16 protein-coding genes are annotated in these 19,965 nt (G+C 54.9%); 2 read left to right on the top strand and 14 right to left on the bottom strand.

The features are described from left to right. Positions 1-8: 8 nt before the first annotated feature. The 10 genes from mhpD to BLU37_RS21300 form a co-directional block, all read right to left on the bottom strand. Positions 9-803: a 2-keto-4-pentenoate hydratase gene (mhpD, locus tag BLU37_RS21345; protein WP_090208624.1), complete on the bottom strand. Its 795-nt coding sequence runs from the start codon at positions 801-803 to the stop codon at positions 9-11. A 113-nt stretch (positions 804-916) separates the two neighbouring features. After that, positions 917-1,786, bottom strand: coding sequence for an alpha/beta fold hydrolase (locus tag BLU37_RS21340; protein ID WP_065896207.1), 870 nt, complete (start codon positions 1,784-1,786; stop codon positions 917-919). Between the two features lie 72 nt (positions 1,787-1,858). Beyond that, on the bottom strand, positions 1,859-2,806 hold the full coding sequence (locus BLU37_RS21335; RefSeq protein ID WP_090208622.1) for a 3-carboxyethylcatechol 2,3-dioxygenase: 948 nt from the start codon (positions 2,804-2,806) through the stop codon (positions 1,859-1,861). Positions 2,807-3,077: 271 nt separating this feature from the next. Further along, entirely contained in the window at positions 3,078-4,196 is a 1,119-nt protein-coding gene (locus BLU37_RS21330; protein ID WP_065892871.1) for an alcohol dehydrogenase catalytic domain-containing protein, read from the bottom strand. A gap of 65 nt (positions 4,197-4,261) precedes the next feature. Beyond that, a complete protein-coding gene (locus tag BLU37_RS21325; RefSeq protein ID WP_017138684.1) occupies positions 4,262-5,227 on the bottom strand; it encodes a VOC family protein in 966 nt (321 codons plus the stop codon). 56 nt (positions 5,228-5,283) lie between these two features. Further along, positions 5,284-5,601: an NIPSNAP family protein gene (locus BLU37_RS21320; protein ID WP_017138683.1), complete on the bottom strand. Its 318-nt coding sequence runs from the start codon at positions 5,599-5,601 to the stop codon at positions 5,284-5,286. 19 nt (positions 5,602-5,620) lie between these two features. Continuing rightward, entirely contained in the window at positions 5,621-6,517 is an 897-nt protein-coding gene (dapA, locus tag BLU37_RS21315; RefSeq protein ID WP_017138682.1) for a 4-hydroxy-tetrahydrodipicolinate synthase, read from the bottom strand. 47 nt (positions 6,518-6,564) lie between these two features. Further along, positions 6,565-7,317 (bottom strand): SDR family oxidoreductase, encoded by a 753-nt coding sequence (locus BLU37_RS21310; RefSeq protein WP_073162415.1) that lies wholly within the window; start codon positions 7,315-7,317, stop codon positions 6,565-6,567. After that, entirely contained in the window at positions 7,314-9,092 is a 1,779-nt protein-coding gene (locus BLU37_RS21305) for an acetolactate synthase catalytic subunit (RefSeq protein ID WP_090208619.1), read from the bottom strand. The genes BLU37_RS21310 and BLU37_RS21305 overlap by 4 nt, the downstream gene beginning before the upstream one ends. A 186-nt stretch (positions 9,093-9,278) precedes the next feature. Then, positions 9,279-10,028 carry an MFS transporter gene (locus BLU37_RS21300; RefSeq protein WP_232000367.1) on the bottom strand — a complete coding sequence of 250 codons (750 nt, stop codon included), beginning with the start codon at positions 10,026-10,028 and terminating at the stop codon, positions 9,279-9,281. Between the two features lie 92 nt (positions 10,029-10,120). On the opposite strand from BLU37_RS21300, the gene BLU37_RS21295 reads away from it, so the two are divergent. Then, positions 10,121-11,673 (top strand): IS3 family transposase gene (locus BLU37_RS21295; protein ID WP_090207373.1). Its coding sequence is split into 2 segments (ribosomal slippage): positions 10,121-10,583 and positions 10,583-11,673, totalling 1,554 coding nucleotides; the frame shifts between segments, so codons are not numbered across the junction. Between the two features lie 611 nt (positions 11,674-12,284). Further along, positions 12,285-12,623 carry a DUF3800 domain-containing protein gene (locus tag BLU37_RS21290; RefSeq protein ID WP_157696397.1) on the top strand — a complete coding sequence of 113 codons (339 nt, stop codon included), beginning with the start codon at positions 12,285-12,287 and terminating at the stop codon, positions 12,621-12,623. A 96-nt stretch (positions 12,624-12,719) separates the two neighbouring features. Here BLU37_RS21290 and BLU37_RS21285 read toward each other — a convergent pair whose 3' ends face one another. The 4 genes from BLU37_RS21285 to BLU37_RS21270 are packed head-to-tail and all read right to left on the bottom strand — an operon-like array spanning position 12,720 to position 19,549. Further along, positions 12,720-13,916, bottom strand: coding sequence for a DUF3322 domain-containing protein (locus BLU37_RS21285; protein WP_090208613.1), 1,197 nt, complete (start codon positions 13,914-13,916; stop codon positions 12,720-12,722). Further along, positions 13,916-17,305: an ATP-binding protein gene (locus tag BLU37_RS21280; RefSeq protein WP_090208610.1), complete on the bottom strand. Its 3,390-nt coding sequence runs from the start codon at positions 17,303-17,305 to the stop codon at positions 13,916-13,918. Before BLU37_RS21280 ends, BLU37_RS21285 begins: the two co-directional genes overlap by 1 nt. Next, positions 17,298-18,095, bottom strand: a complete 798-nt coding sequence (locus BLU37_RS21275) for a DUF4194 domain-containing protein (RefSeq protein ID WP_090208607.1) — start codon at positions 18,093-18,095, stop codon at positions 17,298-17,300. Before BLU37_RS21275 ends, BLU37_RS21280 begins: the two co-directional genes overlap by 8 nt. After that, complete coding sequence (locus BLU37_RS21270) at positions 18,092-19,549, bottom strand: DUF3375 domain-containing protein (protein WP_005886897.1); 1,458 nt, start codon at positions 19,547-19,549, stop codon at positions 18,092-18,094. Before BLU37_RS21270 ends, BLU37_RS21275 begins: the two co-directional genes overlap by 4 nt. Positions 19,550-19,965 lie beyond the last annotated feature (416 nt).

The following is a 19,965-nucleotide window of genomic DNA, read 5'->3' as shown; positions in this document are numbered from 1 at the left end:
GTGCGCAATCAACCAGCGCTGAATTCCACCGCGACTTTTCCGATGCCGCTAATCGTTGCTTCAAACCGATCACCGGCAGTCACTTGCACCATCGGCCCTAGGGCACCCGTAAGAATGATGTCACCTGCTTTCAAAGGCTCACCAAGTCGAGCCATAGTGCGAGCTAGCCATACCGCAGCATTCAAAGGATGTCCGAGACATTGCGCGCCGCTACCTACTGAAACTGACTCACCATTTCTAGTCATTTCCATTTCTGCTTCACGCAAATCCAAACCGTCTAATCGCCGTGCTGGGCCGCCCAATACGAAACATCCACTTGAAGCGTTGTCAGCCACCGTGTCGACAAAGCGGATATTCCAGCCTTGAATACGACTACCTACAATTTCGAGCGCAGGAAGCACCCACCCGGTAGCGGCTAGGACATCCGCAAATGTGGTATCCACTCGAGGCAGGTCAGACTCCAAAACCAGAGCGATCTCAGCTTCAATTTTTGGTTGCAGTAGGCTTGCGTAGGGAACGACTTCGTTATCGCCATAACACATGTCGGCGAACAACGTGCCAAAGTCGGGTTGTTCGACCCCTAGCTGGGCCTGAACCTGTTTATTTGTTAAGCCGATCTTGCGACCGATGACCCGCCGACCAGCTGCAATGGCGTGGGCCACGTTCAATCGCTGAATGGCGTACGCCGCTTCCCGGTTATCAAGACCAATCTGATCACGTAGAGGCTCAATTGCCTCACCACTGCTTTCAGCCTGGCGCAAAGCTCCCGCTAATTGCTCTAGAGTCTGCTGGGTCACATTCATAAGACACCTCGTAATTGCGCGCTGTACGAATCACCCGATGCTGTGCGTGTGGGACATCGGGGTGTTGGGTGTCGGTACTGAAGGAACCATAGTCACCGACACCAGGTAAGCGATTAATGGGTGAGGAAGTCCAAAACCATGCGGTTGAACTTGTCAGCATGCTCCCACTGCGCCCAGTGCCCGCAGTTGTTGAAAACGTGCAATTCGGAGTTCGAAATACCCGCAATCAAGCGCAGTCCGGTATCCATCGGGACGAAGCGATCGTTACGCCCCCAAATGACGAAGGTCTCGGCTTTGATTTCACCAAGGCGATGGCCGAAGTCTGGAAATTGCTTAGGGTTTGCGTCGATACTTTTGACAAAGTTGTCCAAGTGCTCGCGCTGGCTCAGCATATTATCCAGGCGGCCTTGGAATAGTTCGTCAGTCAGCGCACTGCTGTCGTAGACGAACACCTTCATCATTTTTTTGAGGTTCTCGATATTGGGCTCGCGGTAGACGCTCTGGATCAGCTTGATGCCCTCTGTGGGCATTGGCACGAAGGAACTCGCTCCACCAGTACCACCGCCCATCAAGACCAACTTGCCCACCCGCTCAGGGTTGTCCAACGCAAAAGCGACTGCTGTGTGGCCACCCATCGAATTGCCTACCAGGTGGACGCGGTCAAGCCCAAGTGCGTTGACAAACCCTTTAAGCGCAGCAGCATTAAGATGGGAGCGTGAGCCAGTGCAGACCACGGGATCGCTTTTGCTCCAGCCCGGACAGTCCATCAAAATGACGCGAAAACCTGCGTCTACAAACGTGTCGATGTTGCGATTGAAATTTGCCCAACCGCTGGCGCCAGGACCCGAGCCGTGGAGCATGATGATTGTTTCAGCCCCGTCACCAGCATCGTTATAGTGCAGTTGAAACTCATGTTCGCCTTCTTTGACGCGAACCAGTTTGCTGGTGTTTTCATTGGTGAAGGCTTGCTTGGCAGACGTCATCTCTTCTTCCTCATATGATCAGGAGATGGGCTCTTGCGATAAGACGCAGGAGAGGAAAAAACTCAAATTCGCTTAATCCGCGATTGGACGAGCGCTCAAAGCACCGAAGCCCGCAATCCACTCTGGGATCGGACGGTAATAGCGGTTACTCGTTTGATAAGAGCCATAAGCCGTCATGGCGGCGAATGCAGCCACCCAGGCTTTGACCTCGTGAGTGGATTTGCCCGCTATGGCTGAGAGTTCGTCATCACCGATGCCATCAAGCTCATGCAAATCGCCGGCTTGAAGGGTGTCGAGAAAATAGCGATCCCATGTCGGGTTTAGCGGATGCAGGGAATTCTGATCATCGATAAACAGCAGGGCCGCGTTGATAACTCGCTGCGTGCGCGCCTCCCGCTCATCTAGCGGCAGGTTCCTGCCTCCACCTAACAAACGCTCTCGTAAGTGCGAGTTTGCACTTGCCAGCTCAGGTACCGGGGGCTGATGAGACAAACCCCCAGATCCCAGAAACAGAACACGCTTGTCGGTTTTGGCGGCATAAGCCCCCACTGCTTCACCGAACATTCGAACCCGCTGAAAACTCGGCATGGGGCGCGCAAGGCAATTGATGAAAATCGGAATCGTGGGATACCGATCTAAGCCGCCTAGCAGAAAATCGAGTGGTTGGGCGAAACCGTGATCGACCTGCATGCGATAAGAAATTGCAGCATCTACACCCGCAGCTAACACCGCAAAAGCGAGTTCCTCAGCTTCCCGAGCTGGCACTGAGATGACACCCGCAGCAGATCCAAAATCGCCGATGGCTTCTGCAGCAGTACCGATGCAAAAGGACGGCATGATGTCGTAAAAGAAACCGTTGTAATGGTCAGGAGCAAACAGGATTACAAGTTCAGGATCGAAAGCTTCGATCTGCTGACGGGCCGAATTAATCTCGGCATTAATTTCTGCCAGAACATCGGGGGAAGGGTCGACTAAGCCGACCAGAGGTGTGTGTGACAGACAGTGGAGGAAAACGCTCATAGCCATGCACCTTGTCATGCGCTAAAAAACCCGAAGGTTTTCGGCACACTAACGACGGCCCAAGTCGAATGCAGTGAAGGCTGCATCGATACCCTAAAAAGGGCGAGTAGCGCTCGTCGTCATGCGTACGCTTTTGTTGTTGGTGAAATCATCATGCCTACTCACATGCTAGCATGCAAGAACAATATTCACCTGAGGCGCTGGCATTTTCTCGTCAATGATTGTTCTGGAATCCCTGCGGCCGATGCTGAATTGGCCGCAGGGAGCGCACTTACGCTTGCGGGTTTATAACGAAATTAGTGAATCCACCATGTCGCCCGGCAATGGAATCCAAGGCTTCGTTGATGCGACTCAGCCCAAAACCAGTCGTCTCGAATACCGACAGATCGAGAACGCCTCGCTCCGCCATGTCAGCAATATCCTGTCCCTGGCCGGCTGTGAACCAGTTAGAACCCAGCCACTGAACCTGGGCTGCCATGAGCTTGAACAGATTCATCGGAACCAACTCAGACACACCACCCACATGCACCGCTTGCGCACCACGATGCAGGCAATCGATCGCATCAGTGACTGCGCTTGCAGGCGCTCCCGGCCCCAAGGTGTCGACAACGAGATCAACCCCTGCTCCGTTGGTATTAGAAAAGGCCCACTCTGACAAGGAGTTGCCGTCAGACGTTGAGAATGTTTCGATTCGCTGAGGGGCTAACTGACGAACTTGCTCCAGAAGCGCCTTATCCCTGGCGACAGCAAAGATACGAGTGACGCCAAGTGCTAGCGCCAATAGCACAGCGCCAAGACCAAGAGTCCCGCTTGCACCGTTGACCAACACAGTCATACCAGGGCCCGCTTTACCACGCTTAAGAGCAGCGTACGCCGTTCCTAGATACCCGAACCGCGCCGCCTGATCGAACGTTACATTATCTGGCAGCTTCACAAGGCTATATTGCGGAGCAGTCATAAACTGCGAGAAGCCACCGTAGGGGTAGTGCTTCAAAAGATCATTCGCCTCGGGCGAAAAACCGAAATAACCCGAGTAGCCGAAGCGCTCGCAGCTCAGGGGATCACCCTTGCGGCAGCAGCGGCATGTGCCACAGAACCGAGCCGGATTTACATAAACCCTATCGCCCTCTTTAAAGTTGAAAACGCGCTTTCCGACCCCGACAACGGTACCGGCAGGGTCCAAACCGAAAATGGCAGGTAACTTCGGCAGCGGCAGATCTGGAAACCAGGTTGGATAGTTCTTGATCACGTTCCCAAGGTTGGGCACGACACCACACGACTCTACTCGTACAAGCACTTCATCGCTGTCAGGAGTAGGAATATCGATTTCGTCCACACTCATCGGGGAACCGATATCGTGAAGTCGAGCGGCACGCATTTTATTAGTCATTTGAATTCTCCATTTTGTTATTGATAGCGGAGTTATTTTTTACTCATGCTGCACGCTGACACGGATCACTTTCGCGTCGCGTTGTACAACCCTTCAATTACGTTTACGTTGGCACGTGCACCATCTTGAGCGGCGGCCATCCTGATACGTCTAGCCTCTTCCTGGCCTTCTGGAGGCAGCCAGTTGCGGTCATGCCCCCAGAAACTGGGCCCGTGGACGACTTCATAGGGCTCCCACGTTTCGGGATCAATAACCAGCCCGCCCCAACCGCACTCAACCAGAAACCCGGATGGGCTCTTTGCATAGAATGAAACCACCTGATCGTTCGTATGCCTTCCTAACGTCGTTGCAATTCGCCCTTCATCCACCAACGCCAAGTCGTAGGCCTGTCCGACGTCATCAAGACTCAAGGTTTCAAACATGAGGTGGTGGATACCAACCTTGCCCGTTTCCAGAATTGCCAGACTATGGTGACGTTGGTTTAGATGCAGGAAGATCGCCTTGAACGGTCGCTCGAAATAGTCACTCAGATGAAAACCCAAAAGGTCACGGTAAAACGGCAAAATATCCTTGGCGCTTGGTACGGTGAGGACCACATGGCCAATGCCCATGTCCCCAGTCCGGAAACCTTGCATCGTACGTCCTGGAATGAAGGGCGTTCCTGCCTCAGCCAATCCGTGATAGACCTCAATGCGATTGCCAATGGGATCTGAAAAAACAATCAAGTCCCGAACCTGCCTTTGCTCACAAAGCGAGCGCGACCCGCGATTGACGCGTACCTGTGCCCGCTCCAAACGCACTGCAAATTGATCCAGAGCCGCAGCGTCGGCAACCTCCCACCCCATGAAGCCAAGACCGTTGCGGTTCGCTTCGTTGACGGTCAACCGTTGCTTACGGTCATCCATCCTGAAGGACATACCATCACTCACCGTTTCGGTGAGCTGGAGCCCAAGAAAGCGAGAGCCATAATCCTTCCAACCCGAGGAGTCGGTAGTATCGACTCCCAAATAACCCAGAGCTTTAAGCGTCATTACTGCATATCCTCTGTCGTCGCTGATGCACTTACCGCTATAGCGAGTCGCCTCGTTTAGAAATGAGATGGGGAAAATGCAGTGGGCAGCAGGATTTTGCTTTCTTGCTTCTGCATCACGCTGATGGTCGATTTGGATGGATCCGTCCACTCTGGATCAGACCAGAGCGCCTTACGACGGGCTTCACGATCAGCGTAATTTTCGTACGCCCAGAGCTGCACGATTTGATTAAGTTCACCCGTGTCAGTCGTGTAGTAACCCACCAGATTGCCTAAATGTTTTTTCTGAATTGGAAAGCGCTCTTTTTCAAAAAACGGTAACCATTCACGAAGTTTTCCGGGCAAAAGCGTGTAAGTCCGCATTTCTACGATCATTGGCTAAATCCTTGTTAAATTAGGTGTGATTAACTTTCACGATCCCGGCATCTCGCATCGCGGATGCGAGAACCGGCCTTGCCTTTTCAGAAAGCGGAACCAGCGGTAGTCGGCAGTGGGGCTTGATTAGGCCTAGCTCCCCAAGGGCCCATTTCGTCGGCGATGGGCTGCTCTCGATGAACAGTGCTTGGTGAAGAGGCATCAGTTGCAAGTTAAGCGCCGACGCTGCTTTTGCCTCTCCTGCCAATGCGCGCTCACAGAGCTGAGCCATTAGACGGGGGGCAACGTTCGCGGTAACGCTTATCGTCCCCTCCCCTCCAAGTAGCATTAGCGCCACAGCTGTAGGGTCATCACCTGAATACAAGCTAAAGCCGCTAGGTCTATAGCGAAGAATTTCAGAAGCCCTCTCGATACTGCCGGTAGCATCCTTGATACCAATAATGCTTGGCTCACATGCAAGCTTCAGAGTTAGCTCAACCCCAATATCTACCCCGGTTCGCGCAGGGACGTTGTAGAGCACAATAGGAAGGTCTACTGCCTGAGCGACGGCTCGAAAATGTTGAAACATGCCTTCCTGCGTAGGACGAACGTAGTAAGGAGCTACATGTAGCGCAGCGTCCGCACCAATCTTCTTAGCGAGCGCCGTCAACTCAATAGCTTCGCTGGTTGAGTTCGCACCTGCCCCTGCGATAACAGGTACGCGACTAGCCACCTGGCGAACCGCGAAGGCACATACCTCAATGTGCTCCTCGACGGAAAGCATGGCGGACTCGCCGGTAGTGCCCACGACGCAAAGGCCATGTGTTCCTTCGGCGATATGCCATTCGATAAGCCGCGCGAGGGACTCGTAGTCGACGCCTCCGTTCTCAAGCATCGGTGTAACAACAGCAACGATACTGCCTGCCAGGCTAACCATCACATACCTCTTCAGAACTGAATTGCACTGCAATCCGTCAAGTACACTTAGAGCTGCGGGGCGCCATATGCCCCGTTCCAAACGGGTGAAATCACCAACTCGTTAACACAGACATGGCGCGGCATATTGGCGACAAACCTAACGGCAGCGGCGATATCCTCAGGTTTGAGCATCTTCGACAAAGCGGCCTCGGTGGGTGGCACTTTGCGGCGCGACATGGCAGGTGTTGCGACCTCCGCAGGAGACAGCGCACAGGCTCGGATACCGTGTTGGTATTCGGAAGCATTGAGGCTTGTAGTCAATGCGATCACCGCGGCCTTGGCCGCGCTATAGGACGGCCCTGGCTTAGCCGATACAAACCGACCGGCCCACGAGGCGATGTTGATTACCAACCCGCTCTTAAGCGCTCGCATCGATGGGAGCACCGCGTCGATCGTGTAGTAGACGCCGTTCAAATTGATCTGCGTGACCTGATCGAAATCTGAACTAGAGAGCTCTCCCCATGCGCGAGCCGCCACGTTCATCCCAGCATTCGCCACTAGGATACTTACCGGCCCGTAGTCAGATTCGATTTGGGCTACAGCACTACGAACCGCATCGAAAGATGTCACATCAACGCTTACAGCAGCAGCGTTCGGACTTAGGGTGTGCAAGCGTTCTAGCGCTTGCGCAAGCGCAGCTTCACCCCTGGCAGAAATCACAACAAAATGCCCGTCTTGTACAAGTGCTTCCGCTATTGCAAGACCGATTCCGCTCGACGCCCCCGTTACCCAGCAAACAGTTCGATTCGTGCTGCTCATGACACACCCCCGACTTCCAGGAACTCATCGCTTCCTGGATTCACGTCACCGCAGAAAAGCGAGAGCGGCGGGAACGCGTGGGGATCAATCATGACGTCCAGCAAAGCAGGAACACCGGCGGCGAGTGCTCGCTCCAGTGCACCCGCCATTTCGGCAGGATCACTTACAGTTTCGGCCCAGCAGCCAACAGCCCGAGCAATACCCGCATGGTCTACCGCCTGGAATCTGCAGGCAGTACTGTGCACACCGTAATGCACATGCTCGGCATGAAGCTCATAGCCCAGAATGCTGTTATTCAAAACAATGAGAACCACAGGAATATTCATGCGCCGCGCTGTTTCAAGCTCCGACCAGCAGTGACCGAATCCACCATCGCCCTCAAGGGCGATCACTCGTGCATTCGGATGCGCTACCTTAGCCCCCAGCGCCATTGGATAACCCCAGCCCAAACCTGCGAGTCCTCGTGGAGTCAGAAAGCGAGATCCTGCACGGCGAGACGTGAGGAAGCTGGTGACCCAGTTGGTGGAGTAGCTCGCGTCTGCCACCACGATGTCATCTGGGCGCAGAATCTTGTCCAGTTCCGCCATCAGCGCCTCCGGTCGAAGCGCGCCATTGCGACCACTACCTATCGCAGCACGTGCTTCTCGCACTTGCGGTCGAGCAGCTTCGATTTCCGCTTTGACCGCTGCAGTCCGTTGAGCACCATGACTAAAGTCATGCGAAGCCAATGCCTGGATGAGCGAATCAACGGTGAGTCGCGCATCGCCTAATAAGCGCACGGAATCATAGTTGCGCCCGATTTCCATCGGGTCGATATCGATGTGGACGATCGTCGCGCCGTTTGGAACAATTTTCCAAGTGTCCGTCCCATTTTGATTGGTACGAGTACCAACCAGCAGAATCAGGTCGGCGTCAGTCAGATGGTGGCCGAGCTCATGACCGGGTGTGCCAGGCCCCATGCAGTTGCCAAAGACGCCCAGAGACAGCGGGCCGGTTTCGTCGACTGTCCCCTTGCCCATATTGGTTGTGGCAACGGGAATACCGCACAGCTCGCTCAAGCGATTGATACTAGCCGTCGCTCCAGAGAGATGCACACCACCACCGGCTACGATAATCGGTCGCTTGGCGCCTGCGATCAGCTTGGCAACGTGCTGTACAGCCTCCGACGATGGAGCGAAGCGATCCAGTGGGAAATGCCCAAGATTGGAGGTGCGCGCCGGGCTGGATGTAGCAGGCTTGCGCAGCAGATCCATTGGCAAAATAAGCACAGCTGGCCCTGGTCGGCCGCTGGATGCAGCAGTGAAAGCCTGGTCAATGTAATCGTCCAGTCTGCTGACCTCTGTCAGACGTCTAACCCATTTTGCACAAGACTGAAAAAGGCTGACGTGGTCAAACTCCTGAAACGCGTTGCGGTCAGTCATGCCCATAGGCACGTCCTGAACGATCGCCACCATTGGAACTGATGCCTTCAATGCTTCCGCCAATGGCGCGACCAATAGGGTCGCTGCCGGACCATTTTGCGCAGCCACTACACCCACTTTGCCACTCACACGAGCATAGGCATCAGCCATTGCACCGCCTGCGTTTTCGGTACGGTAACCAACCTGACGGATACCATATTCATGAGCAATAACGAAGAAAGCGGCAGGAATGGCTTGACCGAACACATGAGTGACATCATGACGACGCAGTGCAGCGGCAAGGACGTGAGCGGCAGTGGTGTTGGATTCTGTTGCGGCAGCTTGAGACTTATCCGCTTCTTGGGATTGTTTCACTTCGACCTCCTGAGTGCATTGCCCTAAGGCATTTGTGCGGTCCGCGTAGACGAACCTTTTTATTGGAATGCTAGCATGCAAGCTAAGCCTATACGGTTGGCGAGTCAATGCTTGGTACGTGCTAATAACTGAATACGTCGCCGCCAAAGCAATCGAATTATTCGATGTGAAATTCTAGCGTGACGATCAAACAGTAGACGGTGAGTCGATAGATTTTTTGATCTTTACCACTGCGGGGGATAGTGCAAATAGCGTAAGCACGGCGCCAGCCAGCCCTAACATCGCGATGCCGATAATTCCGAGGTTCAAGCTCCCGGTTACCGTCTTGATGTAGCCCAGGACCGGAGGGCTAACGAAGCCTGCAACGTTACCCAGCGTGCTGATAAATGCGATTCCCAATGGGGCCGATTTACGATCCAGATATCCAGGCGGTAGTGACCAAATCAAAGGCCCGCTTGCACCCGTACCAAAGCTCGCCACGGCAAAGAAGAACAGCATCCAGGGAAGCGTTTGAGCGATGGTTCCTGCCACTAAACCAAAGCTGATCAAACCGAAGCACAACACGAGATGCCACCGTCGCTCACGCAACACGTCTGAGCTCCAGCTTAATGCGATAGCCCCCACAAAACCGAAAAGCAGGGGAATCGCAGACAGGAAACCGACATCTACAAGGGAGTTCACACCAGAGTCCTTAACCATCGTGGGAAGCCAAAAAAACAACAGGTAGTTGCTGCACGCTGCGGTAAAAAACAGGTAAGCCACTAAATAGTTGACCGGGTTACAAAGAATGTTCCTCATAACGCCCTTGGAGTGCTGCTCCTCAGGAATTTCGTCCTTTGCCAGGTCTTCCTTCACCAGTCGTTTTTCGTCATCCGTCAACCAGGTCGCGTCGTCGGGGCGATCACGCAGTACGAAAAAACAAAGGATACCCAGCAAGCAAGCCGGCGCACCTTCCCCCGGTGTCAGGATAGTTGTCGCCTCTCCGAATTTTCCTGAAAACGCAGATCGGGGGCGGAAAGAGACTGTTCGTGCCGTACTATTCACCGGAACGCAAAGCCGCATTGCTCAAAATGCTGCTTCCCCCACTGAGCCTGTCGATGGCCGAGGTTGCTCGGCGCGAAGGGGTCAGCGACATGTCATTGGCCAACTGGCGCAGAAAGGCCCGCTCTGAAGGAAACGCAGTGTCCGAGAACATCCCATCGGCCCAGAACTGGACAGCCGAAGCCCAGTTTGCCGTCGTCCTTGAAACCGCCGGCTTGTCCGAAATTGAACTGGCTGAATACTGCCGTCGCAAAGGCCTGTACCCCGAGCAAATCAAGGCTTGGCGGCAAGCCTGCATCAACGGCCAGAAGGCAGACAAAGCCCAGCAAAAAGACGATCGCGAGCAAGCCCGCAAGGACAAGAAACGCATCCAGGAACTGGAGCGCGAGCTGCGCCGCAAAGACAAGGCGCTGGCTGAAACCGCCGCGTTGCTGGTGCTGCGAAAAAAGCTCAACGACTACTGGGGGATCGACAACGAGGACAACTGACCGCCTTGCCGGAACGGCAATTACTGGTGACCTGGTTGAGTGAAGCCCGGATGGCCGGCGCCCGGAAAATCAAGGCCTGCCAGGAAGTCGGTCTCTCGCTCAGAACCGTGCAGCGCTGGACTGAAACTGATGCGGTTCAGGCAGACGCCCGAACGACCACGGTACGATCCAGGCCGCGCAATGCGCTGAGCGAGGTCGAACGACAAGCGATCCTAAACGTGTGTAACAGCCCGGGCTACGGCCATTTGCCGCCGAGCCAGATCGTACCGAGGTTGGCTGATCAGCAGCTCTATCTGGCGTCGGAGTCGACGTTTTACCGGGTGCTGCGTGCGGCAGGCCAACAGCAGCATCGTGGTCGTAGCCAGCGCCCCAGGCGGCACGTGGCACCGACGACGTATGCCGCCAAAGGGCCGAACCAGGTGTGGTCGTGGGACATCACCTACCTGCCGTCTCCGGTGCGCGGAAAGTATTACTACCTGTACCTGATCGAGGATATTTACAGCCGCAAGGCCGTGGGCTGGGAGGTTTACGAAGAAGAAAGCGGTGAGAAGGCGGCTGCGCTACTGCAACGTAGCGTGATCGGCGAGCAGTGTTTGCACGAGCCACTGGTGCTGCACTCGGACAATGGAGCACCGATGAAATCGCTGACGCTGTTGAGCAAAATGCATGAGCTGGGCATCACGCCGTCACGTGGCCGACCGCGAGTGAGCAATGACAACCCGTACTCGGAATCACTGTTTCGGACGTTGAAATACTACCCGCAATGGCCGGCAGATGGCTTTGCCAGCCTGGACGCCGCACGCGCCTGGGTCAGGGACTTTATGCGTTGGTATAACCACGAGCACCGGCACAGCCGAATCCGCTTTGTGACCCCGGCCGAACGGCACCGTGGTCAGGATCATCAGATCCTGGCTCGGCGTCATGAGCTGTACGAGCAAGCCCGGGAGAGAAGCCCAGAACGCTGGTCTGGACAGACGCGAAACTGGGAGCCGATGGGTACGGTGCTGTTGAACCCTGATCGGGAGCAGCCAGTCGAGAAAAGAGCAGCATAGTTAGACGGTGACGCGACAACTACCTTGAAAAACGCCGTTGAAGGCGGGGCAAAATATCTGAAGGGGTGGCGGCGTCATCCATGAATAGCGACTCAATCATCAACAGTGGGCAGAACTGGTGCGGTGAGTCTGAATCATATTGTGGTGCTCATAAAGCTTGATTTGTTTCGTAGAGCATGTCCTTTCCAGCGATGCAGGTATCGATCCTTCCCGCCCACTTTTGGCCCCCTCCAACGGCCCTTATGGCACGGATCAGATGCATAAGTGCCACCCATTAACGCCAAGGTTTCAGCGCCTCCAAATCGCTATGCCTGTCGGCCGAGCTCCAGCAATTCAAGTCCGATCTTCCACAGCACAACATCCCGCGATGAAGGCCGACGGCAAGTGCCCCCTACTGCAACTACTGGTCAAATGGTCAGCCTGCTCCAGCCATAAGGTTGGCGAGGCTGCAAGGAAAACCGCGTGGACGTCAGACCAATTAGGCATTGTCGAACTCCCAGCATAGCTCTACTCTCCCGGCCGGCGTTCCACTCCAAGCCGAGCGCTTGATGCGCATGTCGAGAGCGTAGTGACCATTTTGGCTAGGCAGCCACGAAGCGGGGGGAGACGACATGAGCGATCAGATGATCCAAGACAACACTGAAATAACGTACTTCATTGACGAATCTGGCAATACGGGCGATCTAATTCTAGGGGGCGAAACCCTGAGTTACGGCGGGCAGCCCTACTTTGGACTGGGATGCCTTGGCATCAAAGATCTAACGCAGTTCGAGGCTGACATCAGCGCACTGAAGCTCAAGCATCGGATACAAAGCAATGATCTGAAATCGACGAAGATCTACAAAAGTAAGCCAGCCTTCATACTTGACCTAGTAAAGCTGATTGCGAACGACAAAACTCCATTTTTCATCGAGCTGGTGGAGAAGAAATTCTTTGTTGCGACAACCTAGCTCACTACTTTGTATGGCCACCTTATTTTTCCGGCCCTGACAGGCGAAATAGCAAGCCTTTCCGGACTCAAACGCGGGTTGCGTTGGAGACGACTATTACGATTTCGTGGTGCAGCCATTCGCCCAGTTGTAGAGTTTGGACAAAACATAATCCTGGGCAAGGTACTCTTGCTCCAAACGGATAATGCTTTGCTCAGATTTGATAAGACCTTCAAACAGCATACGCTCCTCCGCATGCAAACCAATAGCAGGAAGGCTCGTTGAGCGCGGCTCCTCCACGGCAAAATCCATGTGCGCCATTAAGGTCTCGTGATCCATCATCAAGGCCGTAATCCCTGGCAGTGCCTGCCGGGCGTGAGCAAGGATTGTGAGCCCCCAGCTGTCGATGTCTCCCCAATATGCTACATCCCGCTCGGCAAGCCATGGAGCGATACGCCATTGGGTGTTCCGCCCACCGCCAAAGATGGCGACTGTTTCGGGCAGTTCGGGCAAGGCGTAGCCTGGCTTGGTGTTCTCCACTACCAACACCCTGCGGCCAGGCAATGGTTGCTCAAGAAACTGTTCAAGAGGAATCTGTATTACAGAAAAGCCCCCCATTTGTTGCCTAACCTCTGGGCACAGGGGTCGAATATAGAGCCAGTTACTCGGGGTTGGCAGGCAGCCGAGCCAGGCATCCAGCCCACCGGCTTCACTCAGTTCCCCGCTGTGGATGACATCAAGCAAGGTGGTCAGCAGAGGGTTGTACGTTTCCAGAAATTTGGTATCAATCCCTTGCACAGGCACCCCCCGCAGGAAATACCCAGCCCCAATACCCTTACGCAACTGTGGCAGTACCTTAGCCATCTGCTGAGCAGTACGATGACTCATTTGCTCGACCACAAGAATCTGGCGAATAAGGGTGTCATACAGATTTCGATCCACTGCCAGCAGGGGTTCCATGAGAGCCGCCCAGATATGGGAACGCTTGACGGCTGCTGGCCCGATGGCTTCAATCAACTCTTTAACATTCCCAAGGTCAAGCCGCTCCGGTACCTCGACATCACCCACCACTCGATACCTGCGGGTTACCCACTTAACCTGACTTTGCTTGCTCCATTGCCGCCATGCATTGACCCAGTTGTGGAAGTGGTCAATGTCCATCAATGCATCGCCAGCCGCTGGTGGCTTAAGCGTCAAGCTGATCGGAAAGCGCCGCGTGCCCTGCAGTCGCCCCCGTAGATTAGTTGCGTTATCCCATTCAAGGCGCTCGACCTCGCGCATGACATCGGTTGGCAAACGCCCCCAACTGCGCATTAGAGTTGCTCCATCTGAATGCCCAGGCCTTCAGCGACCCCGGCCAATTGGGTTTGCTTAGCTTCCCGGCGTTCAGCGCTTTGCTGGTCAAGTTGATCCCAAGTGATCTGGCTCAGGCGACTTTCATGGCCATCGATCTTACGCTCGGCGATGATCAGAGAGCGGGCTGAATCACGAGCCAGGTTCAGGTTCTTGTAGGGTGTAATCAAATTGACGTGAATCTTAAGCTCACGAAATACCCGCAGCACGCGGCGACTCACCTTATCGGCAGTGTTGGAAAAGGCCTCATCCAGGAAAACGGTGCAGTACATCGGGTGCGGAGCACCATCCGGGGTCAACACATAGGCCAGACTGGCAGCCACGATGATGCCGGCAAACGACTCCTTCTCCCCACCGGACTTGCCTGAAGATGAGCGAAGCACATCACGCACGGCGCCGGTTTCCTTCACGATTTCGTTGGCATAGAACGTCATGCGGTAGCGCGAATCCAAGAGGCGTTGACTCTCCAGGTTAATGGCAGTGGCTGAATTGGTAGCCTTTTCCAGCTTGCTGATCAGACTGCAAAGCTCGAGGAACCTAGCCTCGTGATCAACGCTTGAGGCATGTTTAAGAACCGAGCCCAGTAAGGCTGTGAATTCTTTGACATGCGCGTAGTGTTCATCCTCATGTTTCAGCCGCAGGAACGTGCCGTGGTTGAACTCAGTACGCTCCAGCACTTCGTTGATAGTGGCGATACGATCCTGAATGTCCTCACGCTCGTCATCAATGGCCCGTTGCATGCGGCCCAGGGACTGGGTGGTATTGTTGTTTAGACGCTGCTGGAAGCGCTCAACCAGATCGGGCAGACCCTCGTTATTAAGCTTGTCGAGGTAGTCGATGTAATCCTGGCGCCCCTCGATAGTCGTCAACCAGTCATTGGCAACCAACGGCCACTTTGTCTTGAAACTGTTGATGATCGCGATCATGCGGCCGTTGTAGTGATTTGCTCGTTTGCCAATCGAGTTCAGTGCATCATCTAGGAACTCTCGCTGGGTTTTCTCCAGTTGATTGAGTTTATCCAGATGTTCCAAGGTAAGAATGCCAACACGCAGGGACAATGACTGGCGCACAGCGTCTGCCAAGCCTGCACTGGCAGCAAGGGCTGAGACCTGACGACTTTTGTTGGCCTGCCGGATCTCCAACTCGAACCCACCGACCGCTCTGGCATTTTGGTTTTGCGCAGTGCGGATTTCCTGGAGCTCTTTTTTAGCCAGTTCAAGCAGCGCCTTGGCCTTACTCAGATCGCTGTCCGGAGCATTGAGGGCCGCAAGGTCGTTCTTTAGGGTGTCCAGGTGTTGCTTTGCCAAGGTGACGTCAATTTGATCCCACAGGGTTTGAGCCACACGTTTCCAGATGGCCTCAGAGGCCACCAGGATGTCCATTTCCTGACGCTTTACAGATTCATCGGATCGGGCGGAATCGAGGCCTTCCCGCAGGCGCTCCCCCTCTTCCTGGAGTGCCGCCAGTCGGCTGAGGTTGTTGAATCCGAGGTACCAGTTCTTTTTATCGTCGACGCGTGTCCCGTCCTTCTTCTCAAAACGCCCCTTTTCCATGTGCACCAGGCCCTCGCGGGTCATGGAGTAAGGGGTATCATTGAGCACTTCTGTGGAATCCACACAGTGCAGGTCGAAACGCGCCAGATGGCGCTTTAGCCAGTCGCGATACGGATGTTCTTTCCATTTTAGTTTGCGTAGGAACCCGCCGCCGAGGAACTCCGGGTTGCGCTCGGTCTTGCTGACAACCTGGACACGAACATGCAGGCCGGTGTGTCGGCTGTTTACCCAGCCGGTAACCATGCGGAACTTGTCTTCGGGCACCAGCAACGTTGTCCGGTGGCCCCCAAGCGCCCGCTCAATAGCACCGCGCCAACGCGCTTCGGTACTGCGCACGTCGAGCAGCTCACCGATAAAGACGACGCCATCTTTGTTGAGTCGCAGGCTCTCAACCATTTCGTCCCGCAGGCGCTGAAACGCGGCGTCAATGTTGGAGTTGGGCCGCTTCTCAATTTCACTGATCTGGGCCTGCAGGTTCTTTATCTGTTGGGTAATGCCCGAGAGAGCGCCCCGCGACTCGCCGAAAGCATTCTTCGCATCGTCAATCTGAGCGGGTAAATCAACCAGGACAGCTTTGGCCGAAGCGATGTTGTCCCGCACGGCGCTCGCGGTAAGCGTTTCAGCAAGCCCAAGATCACGAGTGTCCTTCTGGTAGTCATGGGCCTTATTGGTCGTGGTCTGGAAGCCCCTCTCCGCATCCTCAACCTCACGCCGCAGGCTATCAAGGCGATCACCGCCCTGCTGCTGGTAGGCGTGTAAAAGCGAGGTTACACGCTCCTCATTCTGCGACACCGATTCAGCCAAACGCTTACCGTCCGACGTCAGGTCATCCAGCGAACGATCCAGATCTTCACAGCGCAGTCCCCAGAGTCGGTTGCCCTGCTCACCGAAGAATGCAGTCAACCCAGCGGCCTCTGAATTGACCTGCCCTTGCTCCTCCAAGGAACTCTCATAGTTCCGGTTATGGTCTGGCAGGATGCTCAGCACCTCCTTTTGCTGCTTAGCTGTATCCAGCTCATTGTGGACGGCGATCAGATCGTCGAATTCCTTAACAACCCCAGTAGCCAGATCGCGAACTTTGCTTGGCTCCAGCACCAGTTCACGGATCAGCGCTGTCAGGTCATCAATCTTCTTCAGACCCAATGCACGCTGCAGCAGCGCCGGCGCATTGGAGTTTTCCATGCGTAGCAGCCTAGTGAAATACTCTTGGTACGCAGAAAAACTGTTGTCGAAGTGCTTAAGCATTGGGTCGTCATCGACATACTGCTTGAGCTGGCGCACGTTGTTGGAACCAAACTGCTGCAGGAGCACTTCCAGACTGACATTCCGCTTACCTACCAGGTAGAAACGCTTGAGGTCAGTCATGGAGGCGCCGGCTTGGCGAATCCAGAACATGGAAACCAACGTTATCTCGGAGCCGTCGTCGGCCCGGTATAGGGCACGCAAGGCGGTCATGGTGGCGCCATCGCGCTTCATCAGGTTGAGGGTTTGAGAACCGTCGTGGGCTGTCCCGTAATTGCCGCGAATATAGGACATCAGGTTGCGATCTGAACGATCACCTTGCGAGGCTGCGATGTTGAATGACGTTTGCCCAGGTCGGTTGAGCAGTGCCATGTGCGCATCGATGAGCGTCGACTTACCCGCACCGTTATCACCGGTGATCAGGGTACCTTCAGGGTCGATCACTGCCGTGTGTAACCCGTGGAAGGAACCCCAGTTGTAAGCCGAGATCTCCGCTAGGCGGATCTGTCCTGTAGAGAATAGATCGCCAAAGCTGGTATTGGTCGTGTCAGACATCGTCTTCTACCTCCTGTTGACCCATCACACTCCCCCGTTCGGCCAGCAGCTGGTACTCGCTTAGCAGGGTATTCAGGAAGTCGGCATTGACCACGTACCGAATGACCGGGGTGATTTCCAATCGCTCACCGTCGCCGCGCACATTCGCCAGCAGGCGCTTTTCGCGCAGCTTAGCTATAGAGCCATTGAGGGTCTTGCGCTCAAGAGCGCTGCTGTTGGTGAGCTTCAAGAAAGGGGTCATGAGTTCGGCGATGGTGTCGACATCGATCATCACCTTGTTCTCACCAATGACTTCCCGCTCCTGGTAGTACTTGCGCAACACCAGCAGCACCAAGGTGTCGTAAAGCGGCATAGTGCGTTTTCCAACTAGGCTTGAGCCATCCTCGTCTGTCAGATCCTCGAACTCGGATTCGCTCAAGTCCTGCTCGATAAGGATAGCAATGCCTGCTTTCTGGTCTAGCGTCATACACAGCAACATGTTGGCCAGATGAGCGGCGATGAGTGCTCGGTGCTGGCAGAGCGCTTCAAAAGCCAAGCGTTTCTTTTCCGCCCGCACAACACCCGTGTTCAATAGCAGCCTCAGGGCCCGACGAGCCTCCGCTGGCATGATGTCGTGGACAACCTGTGATTCAGGTTGGACGGCCACTTCGTCAAGTTCGCCGGGCTCCTCCTGCTTTGCCAGTCCTTCTTCCCGGTGTCCTGTATCGGCCAGGGCAGTGACTGCCACCTGGCGGTAAGTGTCGAAGAGCGACGGTGCCAAAGCATCGTTGTTTTGGTCTTCACGGTTCATAGGGGAAGGCTCTCTAAATTCTCCGGGAACTGGTCGGCGCTCAGGAGTAGCACGGGAATTTTGGCACGTATGGTCTGACCTTGTCGGTCAGCGACCACCAGATGCTCGACGCCCTCGAGGGAAACCGCTTCAATGGCTTTAGCGATGCGGACAAGGGCGACCAACTCCTCAAGCCCGCCCTGAATAGGGCGCAACTCGGCGATCTGAGCCAAGCTCATCGGCCCTTGGCTTTTCAGCAGGTCGCGCATGGCTTCGGCCACCTCCTGAATCTGCACAGCCTCTAAACACTCAAGAATGGTGTCACTCACAGTGGTCTGGTTACTTTGCGGAACCACCTTGCTGGTATCCAGGCTGGCTTGCGGTTGCATCAGTCGAATGCTCGATGGCGAGCTAACCGAGAATGGCCCGCTGGCTACATATACCTTCAGTGAGGTGCGTGGGCCAATGTCTTGATCCTTAAAGGTGACTGCCAGTTTTTCCAGTTGGCGCAACACCTGCTCGACTGCCCTGCGTTCGCTCTGAGCACCAGCCTCGACAAATGCCCTGAGGCTTTCCTGGGTGCGGCGACGTATCGAAATTACCCGCTGACTTTCGCTACTCAGCTCACGCACCAGATGTGTGAGAAAACGGATTTCTTGTGCATTCAGGTGGGATCTGGCAGTCGGACGATTCAAAATTGACCGGATTTGCTCACGGAATTCTACGCTCCTGTTCTCGTCGCAGAGGAGCCTGAAAAAGCCGTCAAACGCCTGACCAGCATCGGTCTGCAAAAGTGCATCTTCATTATCGAGAAGGTTCTGGATGACCAGGCCACGACCGCCTTCCGATTCGATCATCTGAACACGGATGCTTTGGTCAAGTTGACGGATGTCATCCTCAACCCGGCGAAAATCACCGGTTAGCCCGGAGGCCATCTGGTAGACACCGCGTACTCGCTCACGCTGTTCGGCACTGGATAGCTCGGGCACGATGCCTGCTTCCAGCCGCATGACTTCTTCACTCAGTTCTGCCATCCGTTCACGCAGTACGAGCAAACGCTCTTCAGCACTCGGGTTGAGAGCGACTGCTAGGTCTCGTACAGCGTCTTGGACTCGGCGTAGGTGGGTGGCAGATGTCGTGGTATCCCTGCTCTCAAGACCCTCGACAAATCGCAGTGCCTGATGAAAGGCGTCAGTACGGGTCAGGTGGTCATCATGCTCACGCATCCAGCCGGCATGGATCCAGTTGCGCAGGTGCGAGTTGGCGTTGTCTTGCATGCCATACGCTCCCTGCCAGGTCGGCAACTCCGCCTCAAGGGCGGCTTTTGCACGTGCGAACAACACCTCTTGTTCGTCAGCAAACAGGCTGTCGATGAACGCCAGGATAATCGGTGCCGAATCTGCACGCAGCAAGCGCCAGGCAGACTGTTCACTATGCAAACGACGATAACGCGCTTGCTTCTCATACAAACTCATCGCGCCTCTCTAATAGTAGTGAGCTGCAGCATCTCTGCTCGTGGCGAGACGAACCTGGTATCCCATGCTGAGACCTCAATCCTAAAGGATTACAAACCCATCTCAATATGCCGTCCCCGGACGCTTACGTTCAGGGCCTCACCCCTAGGGCTGGTAGTCTGGTTCAGACCCTGCTGTACAAGGCCGCCGTCGCGTATTGCCGATCCTGACCTCCATCTAAGCCAATATAAGCCATGTCATGTCGTTCGGGTATTAAGGGGCTACGGGCGTCGTGAGCTTCATTTTTGAAGGGTGGCGACACGTCGAACCTACATGAAGACAGAAGAGGCTGACCAGGTTTCGGAATCCCCAAGGGCCCCCGTACCTGTTCAGAAACGGATAGAAACGCCAATCGGAAATTTCATTAAGGCGGAGAA

Origin of the sequence: Pseudomonas asplenii (assembly GCF_900105475.1) — a bacterium.
In the GTDB taxonomy this organism is placed as follows: Bacteria; Pseudomonadota; Gammaproteobacteria; order Pseudomonadales; family Pseudomonadaceae; genus Aquipseudomonas; species Aquipseudomonas asplenii.
This window is presented reverse-complemented; position numbering and strand designations above follow the sequence as displayed.